The 24165-nt window shown below is 57.9% G+C and carries 24 protein-coding genes; 12 read left to right on the forward strand and 12 right to left on the reverse strand.

Annotation, left to right across the window (positions count from 1 at the left end; translation table 11 throughout):
• The first annotated feature begins 3 nt into the window (after nt 1–3).
• Complete coding sequence (gene ybiB / locus AC6I8J_RS05910) at nt 4–969, forward strand: DNA-binding protein YbiB (protein WP_161736592.1); 966 nt, start codon at nt 4–6, stop codon at nt 967–969.
• A 1-nt stretch (nt 970) separates the two neighbouring features.
• Here the strand turns inward: ybiB and AC6I8J_RS05915 are convergent, their stop codons facing one another.
• From AC6I8J_RS05915 to hutH, 3 genes are all read right to left on the reverse strand, one after another.
• Nucleotides 971–2128, reverse strand: a complete 1158-nt coding sequence (locus AC6I8J_RS05915) for a M20 aminoacylase family protein (protein ID WP_253421400.1) — start codon at nt 2126–2128, stop codon at nt 971–973.
• Nucleotides 2129–2329: 201 nt separating this feature from the next.
• A complete protein-coding gene (gene hutU / locus AC6I8J_RS05920) occupies nt 2330–4015 on the reverse strand; it encodes a urocanate hydratase (protein ID WP_013357234.1) in 1686 nt (561 codons plus the stop codon).
• 15 nt (nt 4016–4030) lie between these two features.
• Nucleotides 4031–5581: a histidine ammonia-lyase gene (gene hutH / locus AC6I8J_RS05925; RefSeq protein WP_497825167.1), complete on the reverse strand. Its 1551-nt coding sequence runs from the start codon at nt 5579–5581 to the stop codon at nt 4031–4033.
• A 325-nt stretch (nt 5582–5906) separates the two neighbouring features.
• On the opposite strand from hutH, the gene hutC reads away from it, so the two are divergent.
• The gene (gene hutC / locus AC6I8J_RS05930; RefSeq protein WP_497825168.1) at nt 5907–6662 is read left to right on the forward strand and encodes a histidine utilization transcriptional repressor HutC; all 756 of its coding nucleotides are present in this window, start codon (nt 5907–5909) and stop codon (nt 6660–6662) included.
• Nucleotides 6663–6833: 171 nt separating this feature from the next.
• Here hutC and AC6I8J_RS05935 read toward each other — a convergent pair whose 3' ends face one another.
• On the reverse strand, nt 6834–7397 hold the full coding sequence (locus AC6I8J_RS05935) for a HutD/Ves family protein (protein WP_260057826.1): 564 nt from the start codon (nt 7395–7397) through the stop codon (nt 6834–6836).
• Nucleotides 7394–8749 (reverse strand): formimidoylglutamate deiminase, encoded by a 1356-nt coding sequence (locus tag AC6I8J_RS05940; protein ID WP_260057735.1) that lies wholly within the window; start codon nt 8747–8749, stop codon nt 7394–7396. The genes AC6I8J_RS05935 and AC6I8J_RS05940 overlap by 4 nt, the downstream gene beginning before the upstream one ends.
• Before the next feature lie 81 nt (nt 8750–8830).
• Between AC6I8J_RS05940 and hutI the strand changes: the two genes are divergently transcribed.
• From hutI to AC6I8J_RS05975, 7 genes are all read left to right on the forward strand, one after another.
• Complete coding sequence (gene hutI, locus AC6I8J_RS05945) at nt 8831–10048, forward strand: imidazolonepropionase (RefSeq protein WP_222924295.1); 1218 nt, start codon at nt 8831–8833, stop codon at nt 10046–10048.
• Complete coding sequence (gene hutG / locus AC6I8J_RS05950) at nt 10045–10836, forward strand: N-formylglutamate deformylase (protein WP_161736923.1); 792 nt, start codon at nt 10045–10047, stop codon at nt 10834–10836. The genes hutI and hutG overlap by 4 nt, the downstream gene beginning before the upstream one ends.
• A gap of 308 nt (nt 10837–11144) precedes the next feature.
• The gene (locus tag AC6I8J_RS05955; protein ID WP_285086051.1) at nt 11145–11993 is read left to right on the forward strand and encodes a transporter substrate-binding domain-containing protein; all 849 of its coding nucleotides are present in this window, start codon (nt 11145–11147) and stop codon (nt 11991–11993) included.
• A 12-nt stretch (nt 11994–12005) separates the two neighbouring features.
• On the forward strand, nt 12006–12725 hold the full coding sequence (locus AC6I8J_RS05960; RefSeq protein ID WP_253421413.1) for an ABC transporter permease: 720 nt from the start codon (nt 12006–12008) through the stop codon (nt 12723–12725).
• Between the two features lie 8 nt (nt 12726–12733).
• On the forward strand, nt 12734–13474 hold the full coding sequence (locus AC6I8J_RS05965; RefSeq protein ID WP_033731964.1) for an ABC transporter permease: 741 nt from the start codon (nt 12734–12736) through the stop codon (nt 13472–13474).
• A complete protein-coding gene (locus AC6I8J_RS05970; RefSeq protein WP_253421418.1) occupies nt 13467–14261 on the forward strand; it encodes an ABC transporter ATP-binding protein in 795 nt (264 codons plus the stop codon). The genes AC6I8J_RS05965 and AC6I8J_RS05970 overlap by 8 nt, the downstream gene beginning before the upstream one ends.
• Nucleotides 14258–15775 carry an HAL/PAL/TAL family ammonia-lyase gene (locus tag AC6I8J_RS05975; RefSeq protein ID WP_260057737.1) on the forward strand — a complete coding sequence of 506 codons (1518 nt, stop codon included), beginning with the start codon at nt 14258–14260 and terminating at the stop codon, nt 15773–15775. The genes AC6I8J_RS05970 and AC6I8J_RS05975 overlap by 4 nt, the downstream gene beginning before the upstream one ends.
• 2 nt (nt 15776–15777) lie before the next feature.
• On the opposite strand, the gene AC6I8J_RS05980 is transcribed toward AC6I8J_RS05975, so the two are convergent.
• Nucleotides 15778–16410: a flavin reductase family protein gene (locus AC6I8J_RS05980; protein WP_161736924.1), complete on the reverse strand. Its 633-nt coding sequence runs from the start codon at nt 16408–16410 to the stop codon at nt 15778–15780.
• Between the two features lie 141 nt (nt 16411–16551).
• Between AC6I8J_RS05980 and rlmF the strand changes: the two genes are divergently transcribed.
• Nucleotides 16552–17484 carry a 23S rRNA (adenine(1618)-N(6))-methyltransferase RlmF gene (gene rlmF, locus AC6I8J_RS05985; protein ID WP_222924294.1) on the forward strand — a complete coding sequence of 311 codons (933 nt, stop codon included), beginning with the start codon at nt 16552–16554 and terminating at the stop codon, nt 17482–17484.
• A gap of 384 nt (nt 17485–17868) precedes the next feature.
• On the opposite strand, the gene glnQ is transcribed toward rlmF, so the two are convergent.
• The 5 genes from glnQ to rhtA form a co-directional block, all read right to left on the reverse strand.
• Nucleotides 17869–18591, reverse strand: coding sequence for a glutamine ABC transporter ATP-binding protein GlnQ (gene glnQ, locus AC6I8J_RS05990; RefSeq protein WP_010254327.1), 723 nt, complete (start codon nt 18589–18591; stop codon nt 17869–17871).
• Nucleotides 18588–19247: a glutamine ABC transporter permease GlnP gene (glnP, locus tag AC6I8J_RS05995; RefSeq protein WP_013357248.1), complete on the reverse strand. Its 660-nt coding sequence runs from the start codon at nt 19245–19247 to the stop codon at nt 18588–18590. The genes glnQ and glnP overlap by 4 nt, the downstream gene beginning before the upstream one ends.
• Before the next feature lie 78 nt (nt 19248–19325).
• Nucleotides 19326–20072, reverse strand: a complete 747-nt coding sequence (gene glnH / locus AC6I8J_RS06000) for a glutamine ABC transporter substrate-binding protein GlnH (protein WP_090962721.1) — start codon at nt 20070–20072, stop codon at nt 19326–19328.
• A 319-nt stretch (nt 20073–20391) separates the two neighbouring features.
• Nucleotides 20392–20895, reverse strand: a complete 504-nt coding sequence (dps, locus tag AC6I8J_RS06005) for a DNA starvation/stationary phase protection protein Dps (RefSeq protein ID WP_033731968.1) — start codon at nt 20893–20895, stop codon at nt 20392–20394.
• 324 nt (nt 20896–21219) lie between these two features.
• Entirely contained in the window at nt 21220–22134 is a 915-nt protein-coding gene (rhtA, locus tag AC6I8J_RS06010) for a threonine/homoserine exporter RhtA (RefSeq protein ID WP_033731969.1), read from the reverse strand.
• A 368-nt stretch (nt 22135–22502) separates the two neighbouring features.
• Between rhtA and ompX the strand changes: the two genes are divergently transcribed.
• Nucleotides 22503–23015, forward strand: a complete 513-nt coding sequence (gene ompX, locus AC6I8J_RS06015) for an outer membrane protein OmpX (protein WP_013357252.1) — start codon at nt 22503–22505, stop codon at nt 23013–23015.
• Nucleotides 23016–23256: 241 nt separating this feature from the next.
• On the opposite strand, the gene AC6I8J_RS06020 is transcribed toward ompX, so the two are convergent.
• Complete coding sequence (locus tag AC6I8J_RS06020; RefSeq protein WP_161736764.1) at nt 23257–23448, reverse strand: hypothetical protein; 192 nt, start codon at nt 23446–23448, stop codon at nt 23257–23259.
• A 254-nt stretch (nt 23449–23702) separates the two neighbouring features.
• Between AC6I8J_RS06020 and mntR the strand changes: the two genes are divergently transcribed.
• Complete coding sequence (gene mntR / locus AC6I8J_RS06025; RefSeq protein WP_010254350.1) at nt 23703–24161, forward strand: manganese-binding transcriptional regulator MntR; 459 nt, start codon at nt 23703–23705, stop codon at nt 24159–24161.
• The last annotated feature ends 4 nt before the right edge of the window (nt 24162–24165 follow it).

Below are 24165 nucleotides of genomic sequence, written 5' to 3' on the forward strand. Positions count from 1 at the left end.
GTGATGGAACTGAATAAAATCATTAAAGAGGTGGGTCGCGGTAAAAATCATGCCCGCGATATCGACTTTGATACTGCCGTGGCGCTCTATGGCGCGATGCTGGCGGGTGAAGTACCGGATCTGGAGCTGGGCGCTATTCTGATAGCGCTGCGCATTAAAGGCGAAGGTGAAGCCGAAATGCGCGGCTTTTATCAGGCGATGCAGGCGCAGATGATGCAGTTGCGTGCGCCGGAAAATCGTCCGATGCCTGTGGTGATCCCCAGCTACAACGGCGCACGCCGCCAGGGGAATCTGACGCCGTTGCTGGCGCTGCTGCTGGTGAAAGTCGGCTTCCCGGTGCTGGTACACGGCGTCAGCGACGACGCGACACGCATCACCAGTGAAGCGGTGTTTGCCGCGCTGGGCATTGCGCCCGTCACCACCGCAGAGGCGGCGCAGGCGAAACTCGATCAGGGCCTGGCATTTATCACCATCGATCATCTCTGCCCGCCAATGGCGAAACAGCTCTCGCTGCGCTGGCGGATGGGGGTGCGTAACAGCGCGCACACGCTGGCAAAACTGGCCACGCCGTTTGCGGAGCGGGCGGCGCTGCGGTTGTCCAGCGTCTCGCATCCTGAGTATGTACCGCGTGTGGCGAAATTCTTCAGCGACATCGATGCGCCTGCGATACTGCTCAATGGCACTGAAGGGGAAGTCTATGCGAATCCCCAGCGCTGCCCGGCGATCAGTATGATTAAGGGGGCGGGCGCGGAAGCGGAAGTGTGGGTTGAGCGTCAGCCAGAAGTGGCCGTTGAACTGCCGACAGACAAGACGGCAGAAGTCACTGCGCGCTGGATCGAAGAGGTGCTGAATCAGCAGCGTCCGGTGCCTGCGTCACTGCGACTGCAGCTCGCCTGCTGCCTGCGCGCCAGCGGCCGGTGTGACTCGCTGGCGGCGGCGGAGCAGCAGATCCTCGCCGCCGGGTATTAACTCAGGCTACCGGCAGCGCCTGTTCAACCAGGTCCTGCCAGAAACGGATGCCAATTGGCAGCAGCGCGTCGTTGAAGTCATAGCGGGCGTTGTGCAGCGGCGCGGAGGGCGTTTCGCCGTCCGCGCCCAGCCAGAAATACGCGCCGGGACAGGCTTCCATCATGCAGGCAAAATCTTCTGACGCCATTGACGGATTAACCTGCCAGTGAACCTGTTCAGCACCCAGTGTTGAGAGCGCTACCTCGCGCACCTGCTCAGCCGGTGCCACATGGTTGGCGGTGACCGGATAGCCCGGCAGCCAGTCAATCTCACCACTCACGCCAAACGGACGCGGCAGGGTCGCGACAAACTCATCAATCAGCCCGCGCACTTTTTCGCGCACGCTGGTCTGCAGGCAGCGCACCGTGCCGCGTAAAACAATCTGCTCCGGGATGACGTTAATCGCTTCACCACCGTGAATCTGCGTCACGCTGACCACGGCTGACGCCAGCGGCGAGAGCCGGCGAGACGGAATGGTCTGCAGCGCCAGAATCAGCTCGGCTGCTACCACCATCGGGTCGGCACCGCTTTCCGGCATCGCCGCGTGGCAGCTTTTGCCGTGCAGCGTAATTTCAAACGAATCCAGCGACGCCATCATCGCGCCAGGGTTCACCGCCAGTGAGCCGAGCGGCAGTCCCGGCCAGTTATGCATGGCGTAGATCGCATCCATCGGAAAGCGCTGGAACAGTCCCTCTTCCACCATTCTGCGTGCCCCGCCCAGATTCTCTTCGGCAGGCTGAAAGATGAAATGCACCGTGCCGCTGAACTGACGTGTGGCGGCCAGCTGGCGGGCGGCAGCCAGCAGAATGGCGCTATGACCGTCGTGGCCACAGGCGTGCATCACGCCTGGCGTCGCAGAACGCCACTCAGCATCACCTTTTTCCGTAATCGGCAGCGCATCCATATCTGCACGCAGCCCGATAACCGGGCCGGGACCGTTTTCCAGTGTGCCGATGACGCCGGTGCCCGCCAGGCCACGGAACACCTGTAAACCCGCCCGCGCTAACTCTTCCGCAATAAACTGGCTGGTTTGCTGTTCCTGGTAACCTAATTCGGGGTGGCGATGAAACTCAAGGCGCCAGCGCAGGGCATCTTCAAGCAGGGCAGGGGAAAGGGTCATGCAGAGTCGCGCTCCATACAGAATGAGAAGATTTCACTTTAGTGGTCGGGTGATGCGGCGTCTATCGCCGTCAGGACTAAATCTGGCTATAGGCTAAATCAAAATGGAATAAGTAATAAGGAAGTGATGTTTATGCCAGGGTGTAAGAAGGAAATAGCGGGCGAGAAAGGGGGCAAGCTGCTGCTCGCCCCAGTCAACGGATTACTTCTGCATGGGCAGGTTCAGGCCATGTTCAGCCGCGCACTGCTGCGCCAGTTCATACCCTGCGTCGGCGTGACGCATCACACCGGTGGCCGGGTCGTTCCATAATACGCGACCCAGACGGGCATCGGCCTCTTTGCTGCCGTCACAGACAATCACCACGCCGGAGTGCTGTGAGAAGCCCATGCCGACACCGCCGCCATGATGCAGGCTGACCCAGGTTGCGCCGCCTGCGGTATTCAGCAGGGCGTTGAGCAGCGGCCAGTCTGATACCGCATCTGAGCCATCTTTCATCGCTTCGGTCTCACGGTTAGGAGAGGCGACCGAGCCGCAGTCGAGATGGTCGCGGCCAATGACCACCGGCGCTTTCAGCTCGCCGTTGCGGACCATTTCGTTGAACGCCAGACCGGCAAGATGCCGTTCACCCAGTCCCAGCCAGCAGATGCGGGCAGGCAGGCCCTGGAAGGCGATGCGCTCCTGCGCCATATCCAGCCAGCGATGCAGCGTTTTATGGTGCGGGAACAGCTCTTTGAGTTTCGCGTCGGTCTTGTAGATATCTTCCGGATCGCCCGAGAGCGCGACCCAGCGGAACGGGCCTTTGCCTTCGCAGAACAGCGGACGGATATAGGCTGGCACAAAGCCAGGGAAATCAAACGCGTTGCTGACACCCTCATCCAGCGCGACCTGACGAATGTTGTTGCCGTAATCCACAGTCGGGATGCCCATATGACAGAAGTCGAGCATCGCCTGGACATGAACCGCCATTGAGGCGCGCGCCGCTTTTTCTACCGCCTTCGGCTGTGAGACGCGCTCCTGCTGCCAGCGCGCCAGATCCCAGCCAATCGGCAGATAGCCATTAATCGGGTCGTGCGCCGACGTCTGGTCGGTCACGATGTCCGGCTTTGGTCCGCCCGCCTGAGCGCGTTTCACCAGCTCCGGCAGGATTTCGGCGGCATTACCCAGCAGGCCGACCGAAATCGCTTTTTTGGCGGCGGTGGCTTCGCTGATTAACGCCAGCGCTTCATCCAGCGTGGTGGCTTTGTAGTCCACGTAACGGGTACGCAGACGGAAATCGATGCGTGACTCCTGGCACTCAATTGCCAGCACACAGGCTCCGGCCAGTACACCCGCCAGCGGTTGTGCGCCGCCCATGCCGCCCAGTCCGGCGGTGAGGATCCAGCGTCCGCTCAGGTCGTTGTTGTAGTGCTGACGGCCCGCTTCCACAAAGGTTTCATAGGTGCCCTGCACGATGCCCTGCGCACCGATGTAGATCCAGGAACCGGCGGTCATCTGGCCGTACATCATCAGACCCGCTTTATCCAGCTCATGGAAGTGATCCCAGGTCGCCCAGTGCGGCACCAGGTTGGAGTTCGCCAGCAGCACGCGCGGCGCATCCGCGTGTGTGCGGAAGATGCCGACCGGCTTGCCGCTCTGGATCAGCAGCGTCTCATCCGGCTGCAGCGCCCGGAGCGAACGCAGGATCTGCTCGAAGCACTCCCAGTTGCGTGCCGCTTTACCGATGCCGCCGTACACCACCAGATCTTCCGGACGTTCGGCGACATCGGGGTCGAGGTTGTTCTGAATCATGCGGTAAGCCGCTTCAATCAGCCAGTTGGCGCAGTGCAGCGTAGTGCCGTGTGGTGCACGAATCTCACGTGCCACAGCCTGAGAAAGAGTTTCGCTCATGAAGGATTCCTTAATTCAAGAAGTTGGGCGCATGCTCGGCAGCAGCGCGGTCAATGCCTGAGGCCAGTCAGCGCGACTTGCCCACTGACGCATTGCCTCGATATCGGGCGCCAGCAGACGATCGTCTTCAAGGAAGGCGACCTGCTCGCGGATGGTGTCGATGGCCTGCTCAATCAGCGAGGAGCTTTTGAGTGGCCGGTTAAATTCAATACCCTGCGCGGCAGCCATCGCCTCGATACCCACCACGGCGGCGCTGTTAAAGCACATGCTGCCGAGACGGCGCGCGGCGTAGGTCGCCATTGAGACGTGATCTTCCTGATTCGCAGAGGTGGGCAGACTGTCGACGCTACCCGGATGGGCCAGCGATTTGTTCTCAGAAGCCAGCGCGGCGGCGGTGACCTGAGCGATCATAAAGCCGGAGTTTACGCCGCCGTCACGCACCAGGAAGGGGGGCAGGCCGGATAAGCCGCTGTCCAGCAGCAGCGCCAGTCGCCGTTCAGAGATGGCGCCGACTTCGGCAATCGCCAGCGCCAGAATGTCAGCAGCAAAGGCCACCGGCTCAGCATGGAAGTTGCCGCCGGAGATCACATCGCCGCTGTCGCTGAATACCAGCGGGTTGTCCGAGGCGGCGTTCGCTTCGATTTCCAGAATCCGCGCCGCGTGGCTGACGTTGTCCAGGCAGGCACCCATTACCTGGGGCACGCAGCGGATGGAGTAGGGATCCTGAACGCGGCCGCAATGGGTGTGCGACTGCAGAATTTCACTGCCTTCAATCAGGGTGCTGACGGCCGCTGCGACCGCAATCTGGCCCTGCTGGCCGCGCGCCTTGTGGATGCGGGCATCGAACGGTTTCAGCGAGCCTTTGATCGCTTCCAGCGACAGCGCACCCGCCATCAGACCGGCGGCAAACAGGTTTTCACACTCGAACAGGCCGCGCAGCGCCAGTGCAGTCGAAACCTGGGTGCCGTTGAGCAGCGCCAGACCCTCTTTCGGACCGAGCACAAATGGCGACAGGCCCACGCTTGCCAGTCCCTCTGTTGCCGGGATCAGCGTGCCATTGACCCGCACCTGACCTTCGCCCAGCAGCATCAGCGACATGTGCGCCAGCGGTGCCAGATCGCCGGAGGCGCCGACCGAGCCTTTTTCCGGAATACAGGGCATCACGCCGGCGTTGAACAGCGCCAGCAGTGCCTCAACCAGTTCGATACGCACACCAGAGTGACCGCGCGCCAGGCTGATGATTTTGGTGGCGACGACCAGACGGGTGACATTGTCGGGCAGCAGATCGCCCAGACCAACGCTGTGTGACAGCACCAGATTGCGCTGCAGATCCGCCAGCCGGCTGGCCGGTATTTGCGTCTGCGCCAGCTTGCCAAAGCCAGTATTAATGCCATACACCACGTTGCCGGAGGCGACAATCGTCTCCACGGTCTGCTGCGCCGCCGCAATCGCCTGACGCGCACTGTCGTCAAGACTCAGCGTGACGTTACCCTGATAGATAGCGCGTAATGTGGCGAGGTCCACCTCGCCGGGCACCAGGCGCAATGCCTGAAACGAAACTGACATAGTCTACTCCTGTCTATACAAGTGTGCTGGCGTGGCTAAGCTGCTTTCCTTGCCCTGAACCAGCGGAATAATGCGAGTGAAACATAAGCGTTAATTCTTGTCTATGCTTGTCTATACAATCAAGCATACTAAGCAAGTGCCGTGCCAGACCGATCACAAAAATCGAATGTCCGCCCGGCGCGGGTCGCGGGTTAAACGCGACTGAGAGAGTGCACCATCAGGATGCGCAGACTGCACCAGTGGGGCACGGCGGCGCTACTGGATGTATATACATTCACGCAGTGAGACAGTAAACTTAAGGGACTTTCAGCATAAGGAACAGCAAATGGTCGAGCATACGGCACTGGCACAACTGGCGGCGGCAATGAGCGATGAGCCCGCCCCGATTTATCAGCGGGTGAAGCAGGCCATCGTCAGCCAGATCCGTGAAGGGCTGTGGAAAGCGAATCAGCGTGTGCCTTCAGAAAGTGAACTGGTGAATGAGCTGGGCGTCAGCCGCATGACCATTAATCGGGCGCTGCGCGAACTGACCAGCGAAGGTTTTCTGGTGCGGATGCAGGGCGTCGGCACCTTCGTGGCGGAGATGAAAGGTTACACCGCTATGCTGGAGGTGCATAACATCGCTGATGAGATCGCTCAGCGCGGCCATCAGCATAGCTGTAAAATTCTCGCCATCGGCCAGGACAAAGCCGATCCTGAGCAGGCAGCCGTGCTGGGGCTCACCACAGGACAGACGTTTTACCATTCGCTGATTGTGCATTACGAAAATGATCTGCCGGTGCAGCTTGAGGACCGTCTGGTCAATCCGCTGGTCGCGCCCGACTACCTGACGCAGGATTATCAGCAGATGACGCCCTATACCTATCTGATGCGGGTCGCGCCGCTGACGGCAGGTGAGCACATTGTTGAAGCGGTGCTCCCCGATGCGCGTCAGCGTAAACATTTGTCGCTGGATGAACATGAACCCTGCCTGCTGATTCGCCGTCAGACCTGGAGCGACACGAAAATCGTCACCTATGCGCGACTGCTCTATCCCGGCTCACGTTACAAACTACTGGGCCGCTTCAGAGGACACGGTTAAGAGCCGAGCCCATCAGGCTATTTTATTTGTCAGTCTGCACCTGGGCAGTGCTCACACAGGCTGCTTTAGCAACCTGAACGCCCTGAAGTGCGGCCCTGAAGAGGCGAGCGCAGCGAGTCATCCTCACGTACTACGTGTACGCCTGCTTGTTCCGCGCTGTCCGTGTCCAGACTACCTGCAACCATTACGCGTGCCGGGATAGGCGCTAAGTCGGGTAAATAGCAGCCGCGCATCCGGCTCGCACGGGCTGAGTACTGTTTCTACATCGACCCACCACGCGCCCTGTTGCGCACTCAGCCTTTCTCCGTCCGCGGTCTGCCATGCACCTGCCAATACCCAGGCGACGCCATGGAGACTACTGACCGGCGCGGCAACCACTTCAACCGTGGCCTGCCATTCACCGCGCCGCGTCATGATATTAAAATCTTCGCTGACGCTGCCCTGCAGTTGCGCCGTTAAGGCAAGTTCTCCGGCAAATGCCCAGGGCTTTTGCGGCGTCAGCAGATGCTGCACGTCAGGCGCGGTTAATAACACCGGATCGCCATGCAGCAGGGTAATCACCCGATCGATCTCCGGAAAAGCAGAGAAGGGACCATCCTGCGCCAGGGTCGCAATACTGGCGCGCCAGCCGAAGCGATCTGCGCCGGGCGGGAAGCTGATGATCTCGCGGGTTTCGCCGCCACCATTGCGCCAGCGGCTGACCGCCAGCTCCTCGTAAGCGAACAGGGTGATCATCGCAGCGCCGCCATCGCCTGAGCAAAGCGTGCGGCACATGCAGCCTGCTGCGGATGTACCCCATCTTCAATCACGGCTTTACCGGCCACGTAAACGTCACGAATCTGATCGCGCTGTCCGGCAAACAGCCAGCGGTTCAGCACCGCATGTGAATCCACGCTGCCAAGCCACGCCTCATCCCGCAGCACCAGCCAGTCGGCGCGTTGTCCCACCGCCAGCGTGCCCTGCTGAATGCCGCACGCCTGAGCGCCACCCGCTGCCGCCTGTTGCCATAGCAGGTCGCCCACCGACGGCTGGCCGGGCAGGGTAATCCGGTTACGACGCTGGTCGCGCAGCCGCTGCGCATACTCCAGCCAGCGCAGCTCTTCCTGAGCGCTCAGCGAGACATGGCTGTCGGAGCCGATGCCCCAGCGTCCGCCCTGCGCGATATACTCCACCGCCGGGAAAATGCCGTCGCCGAGGTTGGCTTCGGTGGTCGGACAGAGACCCGCTACCGCGCCGCTTTGTGCGAGGCGCGACAGTTCGCTCTCATCCAGATGGGTGGCGTGGATCAGGCACCAGCGCGTATCTACCGCAAAGCGGTTCAGCAGCCAGGCTACCGGGCGCTCGCCGCTCCACGCCAGCGAATCATTGACCTCTTTCTGCTGTTCAGCCACATGAATATGCACCGGCAGCGCCAGATCGCTGGCCGCCAGCACCTCGTGCATCTGGCTTTCGCTTACTGCCCGCAGCGAATGGAAACAGAGACCACGGTTCAGCAGGGGCCGCTGCTGCTGCCACGCATCCAGCCGCGCCTGCTGTTGCAGGTAGTGTTCGGTCTGCTGAATAAAACGCTTCTGACCCGCCGCCGCGGGCTGACTGCCAAAGCCGCTGTAGCTGTAGAGCACCGGCAGCAGGGTCTGGCCGATACCGGCGATCTCTGCTGCTTCAATCAGCTGTTGCAGCATCGTGTCATCGCTATAGGGCGCGCCGCTGGGGTCGTGATGGAGATAATGAAACTCTGCAACCTGGGTGTAGCCGCCTTTCAGCATCTCGATATAGAGCAGAGCGGCAATATCACCCACCTGCTTTGGCGTCAGACGCTGCACCATGCGGTACATCAGATCCCGCCAGGTCCAGAAGCTGTCCTGTGGATCGCCTGCCACTTCCGCCAGACCCGCCATCGCCCGCTGGAAGGCGTGCGAGTGCAGGTTGGCGATCGCCGGGATCACCTCGCCGTTGAGGCGGATAGCCTGATCCGCGTGGCTTTCCGGGGTAAGGGAGTCGATAAAACCGGCCTGATTGACCGTGATACGGACCTGCTGCTGCCAGCCCTCCGCCAGCAGTGCGCGTGGGGCAAAAAAAGTCGCCATGGTTGATCCTCATCGGATGTGGTTGTATATACATATACATACTTTGAAGCACAGTGTAAACGGCGGAGGCATGAGGCAGCGATGACAGAAGAGATGCGCGTAGAGGCGGTGTGGACGGGGGCCGACCTGGTCACCATGCGTGACGGAAAGTACCATCTGATACCTCAGGGCGCACTGGTGGTGCGGGCGGGCAGGCTGGTGTGGGTCGGGCCTGAAGCGGAGATGCCCGCGTTCGTCGCCGATCAGCATCATCGTCTGCCTGGCGGTATCGTGACGCCGGGGCTGGTGGATTGTCACACCCATCTGGTGTTTGGCGGCGACCGCAGTCAGGAGTTTGAACAGCGTCTGAATGGCGTCAGCTACGCAGAGATTGCCGCGCAGGGCGGGGGCATTCTCTCTACCGTGCGCGCCACCCGCGCGGCGACGGAAGAGGAACTGGTGGCTTCGGCCCGCTGGCGACTTAATCGCCTGCTGGCAGAGGGTGTCACCACCGTAGAGATTAAGTCCGGCTATGGTCTGGATGAAGAGAGCGAACTGCGGATGCTACGGGCGATTCGCCGGCTGGGAGAGAGCGTGGCCGCCGATGTCCACGCCACCTGTCTGGCAGCGCATGCCTTTCCGCCGGAGTTTAAGCATGACCCGGATGGCTGGATCGATATCATCTGCGACCGTCTTCTGCCGCAGGCGCAGGCGCAGGGGCTGGCGGATGCTGTAGATGCTTTCTGCGAGCATCTCGCCTTTTCCCCGGAGCAGGTGGCGCGGGTATTTGACCGGGCGGTGGCGCTGGATATGCCGGTGAAACTGCATGCGGAACAGCTTTCAGCGCTGGGCGGTGCCGCACTGGCCGCCCGCTATGGTGCGCTTTCAGCTGACCATCTTGAATATGCCACCGAAGAGGATGCCAGGGCGATGGCGCAGCATGGCACCGTGGCGGTGCTGCTGCCCGGTGCGTTTTATCTGCTACGCGAAACTCAGCGTCCGCCGGTGGATCTCTTCCGTCGCCACGGTGTGCCGATGGCGCTGGCCAGCGATGCCAATCCTGGCACCTCACCTGCGCTGTCGCTGCGTCTGATGCTCAACATGGGCTGCACGCTGTTTGGCATGACGCCGGAGGAGGCGCTGGCGGGCGTCACGCTGTGGGGAGCTAAAGCGCTGGGGCTGGCGGAGAGTCACGGCTCGCTGGAGGCGGGTAAAGTGGCAAACTTCGTCCACTGGCCGCTGTCTCGTCCGGCAGAACTGGTTTACTGGCTGGGTGGTGAACTGCCCTGTACCGTTATCTATCGTGGAGAACCGCAATGAACCCTTTCTATTTTTCCCAGGGCAGCCTGCCGCTGCTGGTCAGCATTCCCCATGCCGGTACTGAACTGACGCCTGAGGTGGACGCCGGATTGAGCGCGGCCGCGCGCGGCCTGCCCGACACCGACTGGCATATCCCGCTGCTGTATGATTTTGTGCGTGACCTCGGGGCCAGTGTGTTAATTGGCCGCTATTCCCGTTTTGTAGTCGATCTTAATCGTCCGCCCGACAACCAGCCGCTTTACACCACCGCCACCACCGGTCTGTTCCCGGAAACCCTGTTCGACGGCACGCCGACCTTTGCACCAGGCAAAACGCCCGATGTCACGGCGCGTCAGGGCTACATCGATCAAATCTGGCAGCCTTACCATCAGCAGATTCAGCAGGAGCTGGCGCGGCTCAAAGCGCAGCACGGCTATGCGCTGCTGTTTGACGCCCACTCCATTGCCAGTGAAATTCCCCGCCTGTTTGAGGGGCGTCTGCCCGATATCAACATCGGCACCAACGACGGCGCGAGCTGCACGCCTGAAATGAGCGCGGCCATAGAGGCGGTGTGCGCCGCCCAGCACGACTACAGCTGGGTGCTCAACGGACGCTTTAAAGGCGGTTACATCACCCGCGCTTATGGCCAGCCACAGCAGCAGATCGAGGCGGTTCAGCTGGAGCTGGCGCAGCTGAACTACATGGATGAAACCCCGCCTTATGCCTGGCAGCAGGCGCGTGCCGCAGAGCTACAAAAAGTGTTGAAGGCGATGATCCATACCATGCTGGCGCAGGCCAGGCCGCAATAAATCAGCGATGCGCCGCCCTGGTGCATCGCTGCGCTAATCGGGTGCAGGGGAGCGCAGCCTGTCTGGCTGCTCCCTTGCTCCCGCCTCCATTGCTCGTTTCTGCAGAGCTGGCATAACCTTTGCTTGGTTGTATGTACAAGTGCTGCAGCGCGTGCTTCATCTGAATAAATCCCGTCTGGCTCACAAAATGATAAAGCCGGCAATGAACTGCGCTACGTTAGCTTGTATATACATGACATATCATCCTGTAAAATTTATGTTAAATATCGTCAGGGCGATCACCAGGCCGCTACTTTCAGGAGAACCGTATGACGCACCCTCTGACTCTTCGCCGTTTATGTCTCACTACGCTGGTTTCCAGTCTGCTGCTCTGTGGCGTCAGCGCCCAGGCTAAAGAGTGGAAGTCGATCACTATTGCCACTGAAGGCAGTTATGAACCCTGGAACCTCACCCTGCCGGGCGGCAAGCTGGGCGGTTTCGAGCCGGAGCTAATGGCGGATCTCTGCCAGCGCATGGCAATCCAGTGCAAGCTGGTGGTGCAGAACTGGGATGGCATGATCGCCGGACTGAATGCCGGGAAATATGATGTGATCATGGATGCGATTGTGATTACACCCGATCGCAAAAAAGTGGTGAATTTCACCGTACCTTACGCCTCCACGCCCGCCACTTTTATCACGGTAAAAGGGTCACTGCTGCCCGCTGACAGCAAGATCATCAAACTTACCGACGATGCCAAAACCATAGAGCCGGCCATTGCGGCCCTGAAAGCCGCGCTGAAAGGCAAAACGATTGGTATCGCCTCCGGCACGGTCTACACACCGTTCATCGACAAATACTTCAAAGATGTGGCGGATGTACGTGAATACACCAGCTCAGCCGATGCGATCCTTGATTTGCAGGCCGGACGCATTGATGCGGTGTTTGATGATGTGACCTTTGCGCAGTCGATGCTGGCGCGACCGGATAACCGTAACCTCAGCTTCAGCGGTCCACAGCTGGGTGGTCCAATCTGGGGTGAGGGCGAGGCGTTGGGCGTGCGCATGGCAGACAACGATCTGAAAGCCCGACTGGATCAGGCGATCAAAGTCGCGCTGGCCGATGGCACAGTCAAAAAGCTGAGCGAGAAGTGGTTCAAAACTGACGTCACACCCTGAGAGAGGTAACGGATGATAAGCCTGCTGAGTTTTGGCCCGGACGGCTGGGGACGGTTGATTCTGAGTGCCACGCTGACCACGCTGCTGCTGTCGTTTGCCGCGCTGCTGGTTGGCGCGGTGGTGGGATCGGGCGTTGCTGCCGCGAAGTTATCCCCGCACCGGGCGGTGCGCTGGCTGGGGGAAGGTTACTCCCTGATCTTTCGTGGCATTCCTGAGCTGCTGGTGATCTACCTGTTCTACTTCGGCGGATCGGGGTTGATCACGCAGATCGGACAGCTGTTTGGCGCGGACGGCTTTATCGAAGCGCCACCATTTCTGATCGGGGCGCTGGCTATCGGGCTTATCTCCGGCTCTTATCAGGCGGAAGTCTATCGCGCCGCGCGGCTGGCCCTGGCGAAAGGGGAGATTGAAGCCGCTGTCGCGATTGGCATGCCGCGCTGGCGCATCCGGCAACGCATTCTGCTGCCGCAGGTGGCGCGCTATGCGCTGCCCGGCCTGTCAAACGTCTGGCAGATGAGCCTGAAAGATTCGGCGCTGGTGTCGGTGACCGGCATTGTCGAGCTGATGCGGGCCAGCCAGATTGCGGCCGGTTCGACCCGTGACTACTTCTCCTTTTACCTGGTGGGCGGAGCCTGTTACCTGCTGCTGACGTTGCTGTCGAACCGCGCCTTTCTGCGCGCCGAATCCCGTCTTGGCCGCGCCTGGCAAAGCCGCACCGCTGCGCAGCACTAAGGAGACTTATGATCGATTTTGCGTTCCTCACTGACACCTTCCTTAAACTCAGCGCCGCACTGCCGGTTACGCTGGGCCTGTTTATCAGTGCGTTTCTATGCGGAGGCGTGCTGGCGGTGGGTATTCTGGCGCTGCGCATGAGCCGCTGGCGAGTGCTGAGTGCGTTTGCCCGTGGCTACATCCTGGTATTTCGCGGCTCGCCGCTGATGATTCAGCTGTTCCTGATCTACTACGGTCTGGGGCAGTTTGGCGTGATCCGCCATAGTCTCTTCTGGCCATTCCTGCGAGAGCCCTTTACCTGCGCAGTGCTGGCACTGTCGCTCTGCACTGCCGCCTACACCGCGGAGATTCTGCGCGGTGCGCTGCTGGCGGTGCCGCCCGGTCAGGTGGAAGCAGGAATGGCCTGCGGTATGTCGCGCGGGCTGCTGCTGCGACGGATTATCGCGCCGGTGATGCTGCGTTACGCGCTGCCTGCGTACTCCACCGAAGCGATCCTGCTGGTGAAATCGACCGCGCTGGCCAGTCTGGTCACGGTCTGGGATGTCACCGGGGTAGCGCAGCAGATCATTCAGCGCACCTACCGCACCATGGAGGTGTTTCTCTGTGCGGCGGCGATCTACCTGATCCTTAACTTCATTATTGTTCAACTCTATGCCCTGCTGGAGCGGCGTCTGACACCGGTACATAAACCGGAAAAAAAGCCGTTACTGACCGCTAAGCCGATTACCGGAGGAGAGAAAAATGTCTGAACTGCCACCCGTCACGCTGTCGGCCAGCGATATCCATAAATCTTTTGGTGCCATGGAGGTGCTGAAAGGCATCTCACTGCAGGCGCACAAGGGCGATGTCATTTCCATTCTCGGTGCCAGTGGCTCGGGCAAAAGTACGCTGCTGCGCTGCATTAACCTGCTGGAGACGCCCGATTCCGGCGTGGTCAGCGTCGGCGGTGAAACCATCGGGATGAAGCGCCATGCACGCGGGCATCAGCTGGCGGCCAATCCGCGTCAGATTGAACGGCTGCGCTCCCGACTGGGGATGGTGTTTCAGAGCTTTAACCTCTGGTCACATCTCACCGTGCTGCAAAATGTCATTGAAGGGCCGCACTACGTCCTCAAGCGCGATAAAAAAGCCTGTATTGCCCAGGCGGAGCAGCTGCTGGATCGGGTCGGTCTGCTGAATCGCAAAGATTTCTATCCCGCCCAGCTTTCGGGCGGTCAGCAGCAGCGGGTGGCGATTGCCCGCGCGCTGGCAATGGATCCGGAGGTGATGCTGTTTGATGAGCCAACTTCGGCACTCGATCCGGAACTGGTGGGCGAGGTGCTGAAGGTCATGCGCAGCCTGGCGGAAGAGGGGCGCACCATGCTGGTAGTCACTCACGAGATGGGCTTTGCCCGCAACGTCTCAAACCGGGTGGTGTTTATGCATCAGGGCACGATTGACTGTCAGGGCACGCCAGAGGCAATGTTCGGCGAGGCGGGATCGACGCGCTTTAAGCAGTTTATCTCCAGTCATCATCAGGTGGAGCCGGTAGTATGAGTGACGTGACGAATCAGACGCGGGTCTGGGGCGATGGTCCGCTCAGGTGGCAGGAACTGGTGCAGGTTGCCCGGCACAATGCCACCCTGACGCTGAGCGACAGCGCCTGGCAGCGCATCGCGCAGAGCCGTGAAATCGTCGGCAACATCGTGGCGGCGGGGCAGGTCGCGTACGGCATCAATACCGGTCTGGGAGCGCTCTGCAACATCACGCTGTCTGAAGATGAGCTGGGCCAGCTGTCGCGCAATACATTGATGAGCCACGCCTGTGGCGTTGGGCCGGTGCTGAAAAAATCGGAGGTGCGCGCCATTCTGTGCGCTGCGATTGCTAACTTCAGCCATGGCAAATCGGGTGTGTCAGTGGCGCTGGTGCAGCAGCTGCTGGCGCTGTTAAATCTGCAGATTACGCCACAGGTGCCGTCGCAGGGATCGGTGGGGTATCTGACACACATGGCGCATATCGGCCTGGCGCTGATTGGCATCGGCGAGGTGGAGTGGCGGGGTGAAATCATCCCCGCGCAGCAGGCGCTGGAACAGGCGGGGTTAGTCCCTTACCGGCCTGGCGCAAAAGAGGGGCTGAGTCTGGTTAACGGCACGCCCTGTATGACCGGCTTAGCCTGTCTGGCACTGGACGATGCCGAACGGTTGCTGGACTGGGCAGACGTCACCGGTGCGATGAGCTTTGAGGCGCTGCGCGGTCAACTGGTGGCGTTTGACCCTGAGGTGCTGGCGCTCAAGGCCAGTCCGGGGATTCAGCGCAGCGGCGATCGCCTGCGTCAGTTGTTACGTGACAGCCCGCTGCTGAACGCGAGCGTCGGCATTCGGACTCAGGATGCGCTGAGTCTGCGGTCGATGCCGCAGGTGCACGGTGCCTGCCGCGATCAGTTTGATCACGCTGTCCGTCAGGTGGAGACTGAACTCAACGCCTGTACCGACAATCCGCTGATTCTGGGGACGCCGCAGGCCTGGCGCGTGGTGTCCCAGTCACATCCGCACGGTGAGTCGGTGGCGATGGCCTGTGACCTGCTAGCGATTGCGCTGGCCGAGCTGGGGAGTATTGCCGAGCGACGGCTGGATCGGCTGGTCAATCCGCTGGTCAGCGGCCTGCCGCCGTTTCTGGTGGCTGAGCCGGGCGTCAATTCCGGCATGATGATTGCCCAGTACGTAGCGGCATCGCTATGCGCAGAAAACCGTCAGCTGGCGCAGCCTGCGGTGCTCGATAACTATGTGACATCGGGATTACAGGAGGATCATCTGAGCCTCGGCACCGGATCAGCGCTGAAACTGCTGAAGCTGGTCAGCAACGTCGATCACATTATTGCAATTGAGTATCTGCTGGCGGCACAGGCGCTGGAGTTTCACGGTGAATCACAACTTGCCGCCGGTACGCGGCGCGCCTGGCTACTGTTAAGGCAGGTGGTTGATCGCTGGCAGCAGGATCGCTGGCTGGCCCCCGACATCGCCCGCGCGGTGGCGCAGATCAAAGCGCACCGGGCCGATGCGCTTGTGGAGTGAGATTACCTGCGGCGGGCGTCCGGACGGACTAAATCAAAGCGCTGAGCTTCGCTGATGCCGTAATAGGCGCTGGGGCCGCCTGCACGCAGGATTGGCTCAGCTTTGGCGGTCTGATAAATGCCCTCCTCAAGCAGCGATTCATCGATGTGAATCGCCACCGCTTCGCCCATCACCAGCCAGCTGTCGAGCAGGGTGCCGCTGGCATCCTGCAACTGGATCAGCTGCGTCAGGCGGCACTCGAAGTTGACCGGGCTTTCCGCCACCAGGCTGGCGCTGACCTGGGAAGCCGCCAGCGAGGTTAATCCGGCAAAGGCAAACTCGTCCTGATCGGCAGGGAGCGATGCGGAACTTTCATTCATCGCTTCGGCCAGCGGACGGGTCGCCAGATTCCAGACAAACTCTTTAGTCTCTGCAATATTCCGGACGCTGTCTTTCCAGCCGCTGCTGGCGAAACCGATAATCGGCGGATGATAGTTGAAGCAGTTAAAAAAGCTGTAAGGCGCAAGATTGCGCTGGCCGCTGGTGCTGACAGAGCTAATCCAGCCGATCGGGCGCGGCCCGATAATGGCGTTCAGCGGATCGTGTGGCAGACCGTGGCCCGCACGGGGCTGATAAGAATAGCGTTTATGGCTCATAACGTCTCCGGCAGATGATTTTATCTATCTTAGCCCGACAGCATCGCCCGACGGAACCGGAATGAGGTAAGCGGATGGTGCGGGTTTATTTTCCGCCCTCTACAGCGTATTGTACGCGCGCCTGAATAATTGAGAGAACGTATGAAAAAGTCAGCCAGCACGTCGCCCTTCCACGCCCGCAATCGCCATCAGGGCGAATACGATTTTGCCGCGCTAACCGCTGCCCATCCGCCGCTGGCGGCGAAAGTCCGGCCTAACGGTTATGGCGTGCAGTCCGTGGATTTCGCGGACCCGGAGGCGGTGATGCTGCTGAACCAGGCGCTCATCAAACTCTTTTATGACATCGACTGGCAACTGACGCCCGGCTCACTCTGCCCGCCTGTGCCAGGACGTGCCGATTATCTGCACTACCTGGCCGATCTGCTGGCACTGGATAACAACGGCGCGATCCCGGCCGCGGACGTGCTGGATATTGGCTGCGGCGCAAACTGTATCTATCCGCTGATTGGTGCGGCGGAATATGGCTGGCGCTTTACCGGTACCGAAATTGATGAAGCCGCCATCAAAGCCGCTAATCGCATTGTCGCAGCCAATCCGCGCCTGACGCGTCAGATCCGTCTGCGTCGTCAGAAAAACAGCGATGCGGTCCTGGCGGGTGTGGTCAGCAAAAATGAATTTTTCAGTGCGGTGATGTGTAACCCGCCATTCCACGCGTCGGCGGAAGAGGCGGTTTCGGGTTCACAGCGTAAGGTGCGTAATCTTGGGCTGGATAAGAGTGCGCCGCTTAACTTTGGCGGGCAACACAATGAGCTGTGGTATCCCGGTGGCGAAAAGGCGTTCATCGGCAAGATGATCGCCGAGAGCGTGGCGTTTGGTCGCCAGATTGGCTGGTTTACCTCACTGGTGTCGCGCAAAGAGAATTTACCGGCGCTGGAAAAACAGCTGCAGGCGCTCGACGTCGCAGAGCTGCGGGTGGTGAATATGGCGCAGGGGCAGAAGCAGAGCCGCTTCCTGGCGTGGAGTTTTATGCCTGCCGCCCAGCGCAGCAAGCTGCTGAGTCGCCTGGGAAGCTAAGGCATCTCTTTTCGCGCATAACTGGAATCTATCTGCGGAGAAAAAAGGACGGGCTGCGATACGGCCGTTTCAGACTGCTGACAAACCCAATCAGGGTTGCTCTGGCAGCAACATATTAGCTAATAACGCAGGGAACACGGGCAGAGGAGGAAAGCGTCCCGCGCCTGGGACAAAAACGGCAGGCGTTTTTTGAACAACGCAACGCGTTGGCCCGTTTACGGGCGCACCTCAGGGATGAGGTGCGTAATCGCGCGGGCCGAGGGACCAGGGATGGTTTAAGCGACTTTCCGATCTGCCCATGTTTCCTTCGCAGCCTCGGTCTCACAGCTGGGCAGGGCAGACTTTGCCAACAATCAAAACGGGCCGCGATGCGGCCCGTTTTGATCAGGAGACGTGCTGCAGGAATTCGCGCAGACGTTCACTGGGGGGATTGCTGATCAGGCTGTCGGGATCGCCATCTTCCGCAATCCGGCCTTTGTCGATAAAGATCAGACGCGATGCGACCTTTTGTGCGAAGCCTACTTCGTGCGTCACAATCACCATCGTCATACCTTCTTCCGCCAGATCCTGCATCACTTTCAGGACTTCGTGACGCAGCTCCGGGTCCAGCGCAGAGGTTGGCTCATCAAACAGCATCATCTTCGGCTTCACCGCCAACGCGCGGGCGATCGCCACACGCTGTTGCTGGCCGCCAGACAGCTCAGACGGGAAGTGGTGTGCACGCTCTGCCAGGCCTACTTTGCCCAGCAGCTCTCTCGCCAGCTGGCGTGCGGCCTCTTTGCTGGCACCGCGCACCCGGATGGGACCAAAGGCGACGTTGTCCAGCGCACTCATCTGTGGGAACAGATGAAACTGCTGAAACACCATACCGGCTTCCTGACGGATCAGGCGGTCATCGACTTTCGGATCGTTAACGCGCAGGCCATCAACAATCAGCTCGCCGCTGGTGATCTCTTCCAGCTTGTTAATGCAGCGCAGCAGCGTCGATTTACCGGAACCGGATGGGCCGATAATCACCACCACTTCACCCTGGTTAATCTTCAGATCGATATTGTGCAGCACCTGGGTCTGGCCAAAATGCTTGGAGACATCTTTAAACTCAATCACAGGATTTTCACCCTTTTCTCAATGCGGCGTAGCACAAAGCTCAACACCAGCGTAATCACCAGATAGATGATCGCGACGGCGCTCCAGATTTCCAGAGCGCGGAAGTTACCGGCAATAATCTCCTGACCCTGACGTGTCAGTTCAGCCACGCCGATAACGATAAATAGTGAGGTATCTTTGATGCTGACAATCCACTGGTTGCCCAGCGGCGGCAGCATACGACGCAGTGCCAGCGGCATAATCACGTAGCGCAGCGTCTCGCGGCTCGACAGGCCAAGTGCCAGTCCGGCTTCACGAAATCCCTTGTTGATCGACAGCACGGCACCACGGGTGATCTCGGCAATATAAGCACCAGAGTTAATCATGATGGTCACCACTGCGGCGGTGAAAGGATCAATACGCAGGTCAGGAAATGCCATCGGCAGCGCAAAGTAAATAAACATCACCTGCACCACGATAGGGGTGCCGCGGATGATTTCGATAAACACCAGTGCGATGTTATTGGTGATCCAGCCACCGTAAGCGCGGGCAAAACCGGCCACCAGCCCGATAAACAGGCCGCCAACCAGGCCAATGATTGAGATAATTAAGGTCAGTTTGGCGCCTTCGAGCAGCGCTGGCATGGCGGGCCAGATGACGCTCCAGTCAAACTCCATGGTGTCACTCCAGATATGTTGCGATGGAAAAAAGCAGGGAAAAAGTTTCCCTGCTGAAATCAGATAACGGGCAAATTATTATTTAGGTTCGGTGCCGAACCATTTTTTATAAAGCGTGTTGTAGGTGCCGTTCTCTTTCAGGGTTTTCAGTGCGCCGTTTACCTTCTCACGTAAATCGTCGCTGCCTTTCGGGAAGGCGATACCATACTGCTGCGCTTCAATTGAATCGCCTACCGCTTTAAAGCGGCCTTTACCGGCGGTGTGGATGAAGTAAAGGATGTTTGGCGTGTCATGCAGCACGGCATCCGCACGGTTGGTGCCCAGCTCCATGTAGGCGCTGTCGATGTTCGGGAACTGACGCAGATCTTTCGATTTGATGTTGGCTTTGGCATATTCCACAGAGCCGGTGCCGCTTTTTACTGCGACGACTTTACCGTTCAGATCGCTGATGCCTTTGATGTCGTTTTCATTGTTACGCACCATCACCTGCAGACCGCTTTTGTAATAGCCATCAGAGAACTCGATCGCTTTTTTACGTTCTTCGGTAATGGTGATGCCCGCCAGTGCCAGATCGACATTGCGCGTTTGCAGTGCAGGGATAATGCCGCTGAAGTCCATTGGCTTCAGGGTGTAATCGAGCTTCAGCTCTTTCGCAATGGCATCCCATAGATCCACATCAAAGCCGACATACTTGTCACCCTGTTTGAATTCAAACGGAACAAAGGCGGTATCAGTAGCGACGACCAGCTTCTTTTCTGCTGCGGTGGAGGAGAGGGAGAAGGCCAGCGCCAGCGCGGCCACAGAAACTTTTAACAGTGACTTCATCATTTTTCCTTTTTTTACTACCAGGCGGCAGGGCCTGCGTTTGCGGCTTGTCATATGAAAGAATTATGCCAACTTTGCAAAATCCGCGAAATCAGAGAGTTAAATAACACAGCTGACACGATTTTGCAGTTAATTCTGCCATTGCACCCTATTGGTGCTCAACTTTGGTGCAGGTGGCTATTTTGGTGCAAGCGGTAGTGTGCCTCAGATGTTAAGGCTGTGAAGCGGAGGAGGGAAGAACTGTTAACAGGGTCATAAAATTGCACTAACACAGACGTAAAAAAGGCGGGTTTCCCCGCCTGATTGCGTGCATTGCGTGTTATTCAATGTTGGCTTCGATGAACCACAGGAACTTGTCCAGATCGCGCGATGCCGCAGTAAAGATGTCAGCGGTATCTTCGTCTTTAACTTCTGAAATGGCTTTACGGGTATCATTCGCCACAACGCTGTAACGATCGGCCAGTGCTTTAAGATGATCCTGCACGCTGTGAATATTCAGCGGATAGCTTTTCAGCGGAGTCGTGTCATTTACAACCTGCGTGGTGCCCAGCGCCACGCCGCCCAACTGAACCACACGCTCGGCAATGGTATCCTGATGGTCAGTAATCGTGGTGCGGAAGCCATCCAGCATCTCATGCACACCAATGAAGTTAGCACCGCGCATGTTCCAGTGCGCCTGCTTAGTGATCAATGACAGGTCAATAAACTCGACTACCAGACGGTTCAACACCGCGATGGTGGCTTTCTTCTCATCTTCGGCCACGTCGTTGCGGGTATAAATCAGGTCAGAAGATTTCGTTTTAACCAATTTAGCGGTACTCATCGTTTCAGTCCTCTCTTTGATGGTTGTCCTAATCAAGTACCGGATAAGTATAGCAGCGCTTTTCAGCTTTGCAGAAACGACTTTGACGATGGATGAAATAGTGTCAGTCTTTTTTAAAAGCAGGGCTGTGCGGGTAAGGTTAAAGCTATGTTAAAATATAAATATTATTAAATAGCCATCTAAATCATAAAGTTATACTAAATTGTAAATAGCAGGTAAGTGACTGTTTCAAAATAGGATGAACCGTAAATCGCAGCGTTTAAGAATAATTCTCATGCTGAGCATGATTGTTATTTCGCCCGCCAGCGTACGGGCTGAAATCGCTTATTTATGCCTATCGTCTGATAATTCAACGCTGCTTAACTGACTCTTTTTCGGGCGCATAGTCAGTGTTGAGCCTGCTGAGGCGATGATGATGGCCAGCAACGCCAGCCACTGAAGCCCGGTCAGGGTTTCCCCCAGAAACAGCATGCCGGAAAAGGCGGCCATGGCGGGTTCAAGACTCATCAGTGTACCGAAAATGCGCGCCGGTAAGCGGGTAAGGGCGATCATCTCAAGGGAATAGGGAATGGCGCTGGAAAGCAGTGCGACCAGCAACGCGATTGGCATAACCGCCCATGTCCAGATGCCGCTTTCGGCGAACGTCAGCCCGAGTGGCACAAAAATGACTGAGGCAATCAGCGAACCGATGGCGACGGTTGCGGGGCCATGCTCTGCACCTGCCCGTTGTCCCGCCAGGATATAGATCGCCCAGCAGGCACCTGCACCCACTGCCAGCGCTGCGCCCAGCGGATCAATCGCGGTCATGTCTGTACCAAACGGCAGCAGGAACCACAGGCCAATTACCGCCAGCAACACCCAGACAAAATCCAGCGGCCGACGCGATCCAAACAGCGCCAGCGCCAGCGGGCCGGTAAATTCCAGTCCCACCGCCACGCCCAGTGGCACGGTACGAATCGCCAGATAGAACGTAAAATTCATGGTGCCCAGAGCCAGTCCATACATCAGGAGAGGCAGACGCTGCTCCCGGCTGAAGCGTAAACGCCAGGGCTTGAAAATGACACAGAGTATCAGGGTACCAAAGCCCAGGCGCAGTGCGGTAATCCCGGTGGCACCCACAGAAGGAAACAGGCTTTTTGCCAGTGAAGCGCCGCCCTGCAGCGACAACATCGCAATCAGTAGCACGGCAATCGGCATGACTATCGGGGCGAGGTTTTTGGAAGCGGGAGAGGCAGACATCCTGTGTACTTTTCCTGGTCATTAACGTAATGAGTCAGCCAGTGTAAAGGAAATAGCGGGCAAAGAATCACGGAATCGCGTTTTAAATTTGACTTAACTGAGCAAATTTTGGCCAGAATCAGGGCCATTTAGGTAAAGAAATGTCAGGATTTTTTAGGATTTAACTTAAAGAACGAAATGAGCACAAAATGATTATTGCAGAAAGATGACGGATTTTATAAGAAAAATGAATGACATAGGATGTCGCATTAACTTCCTGTTACACCAAACTTTCTGTTAGACAACAAAATCCGGGCAGAGTTTCTCGCTATTTTTTGTTATATTTTCAGCGTTGTCAGGAGAGAAGTATTTTCACATTTGAGGTGGTTATGAAAAAAATTGCATGTCTTTCAGCATTAGCCTGTGTACTGGCAGTATCTGCAGGTTCAGCAATGGCACAGAGCACCGTAACTGGTGGCTATGCTCAGAGCGACTATCAGGGCGTGGCTAACAAAGCTAACGGCTTCAACCTGAAATACCGCTACGAAGACGGTTCTAACCCACTGGGTTGGATCGGTTCATTCACCTACACTGAAAAAGATCGTACCGAAGCTGGCATCTATAATAAAGGCCAGTACTACGGTGTGACCGGTGGTCCAGCTTTCCGTCTGAACGACTGGGCTAGCATCTACGGTGTTGTGGGTATCGGCTATGGTAAATTCCAGCAGAACGATACTGCATCACGCGCTAAAACTGATTCAAGCGACGTAGGCTTCTCCTACGGTGCAGGTCTGCAGTTTAACCCAATTCAGGACGTCGCGCTGGACGTTGGTTACGAGCAGAGCCGTATCCGTAACGTTGACGTTGGCACCTGGATTGCTGGCGTAGGTTACAGCTTCTAAGTTTAGCTTAGCTGACCTGCAAAAAAACGGCCCCTTGTGGGCCGTTTTTTATTGCGCTGATTTTACCATCCCGCCTTACACCGCGAATCGCTCTCTGATGACTCCTGCTATCCACTGCCGATAACCAGCCATCGTCGTTAATGCCGTAAGGCATAAAGATTTCGTGGACAAATAAGAAAAAGGGATGCGGAAAGAGGGAAGTAAGCCTTTCAGCCGCTGGCTGAAAGGCGCTGAATCAGAATTAGCCGCGCCAGATCAGATGCTGGCAGCGACGATCGGCAGGCTTATGGCCCAGGAGCTTCTCAATCAACATCAGACGCAGTGTGAACGGGGAACGCGTCAGCAGGCACAGCCAGGATTTCATCTCCGTGGTTGTTTTCTTTTCAGCCTGGAAGCATTTGCTGCAATCTAAGCAACATTTCAGGGTGCTCATAGAATCACCTCCCAATCATTGTCGACGCGGTAGTCAGCAGCCTGCGGTGAGAAATGTCATCACACCGGCGCAACAGAGGATCAACCAGGATCCCACTTTTTTGCTGCTTACATTATCAACAAATATAGCACTGGCTATATTGTTTAGCCAAGCCTAATGACGAAAAATTTGAGCTTCTTTGCGGCTGGTTTACAATGAGCGCAGCTAAATCCGTATAGCAGTGTCAGTACGGGAAATAATAATGAGGAAGCTGAATGAGTCGTCGTGCTAAAAGCGTGGTTTCTGCGCCAAAAGGACCACTGAAAGATATTGAAGAGCATGTCGAAGGTTTTCGGCAGGTGCGTGAAGCGCATCGTCGGGAATTAATTGATGACTACGTTGAGTTAATCTCTGATTTGATTGGTGAATTTGGCGAAGCGCGTCAGGTCGATATGGCGGCCCGTCTGGGCGTTTCGCAACCTACCGTGGCGAAAATGCTGAAGCGGCTTGGCAGTGCCGGGCTGGTTGAGCAGGTGCCTTATCGCGGTGTTTTCCTTACCGGTGAAGGTGAGAAGCTGGCAGAGGAGAGCCGCGCCCGTCATCATATCGTTGAAAGTTTTCTGCTGGCGTTAGGCATCAGTCCCGAAACGGCCCGACGCGATTCAGAAGGTATTGAGCATCACGTCAGTGATGAAACGCTGGCTGTATTTAAGAAGTTCTCCGAAACCCGTTAACGCT

The sequence above is a fragment of the Pantoea sp. X-Soil-ISGK-355 genome, assembly GCF_059730805.1.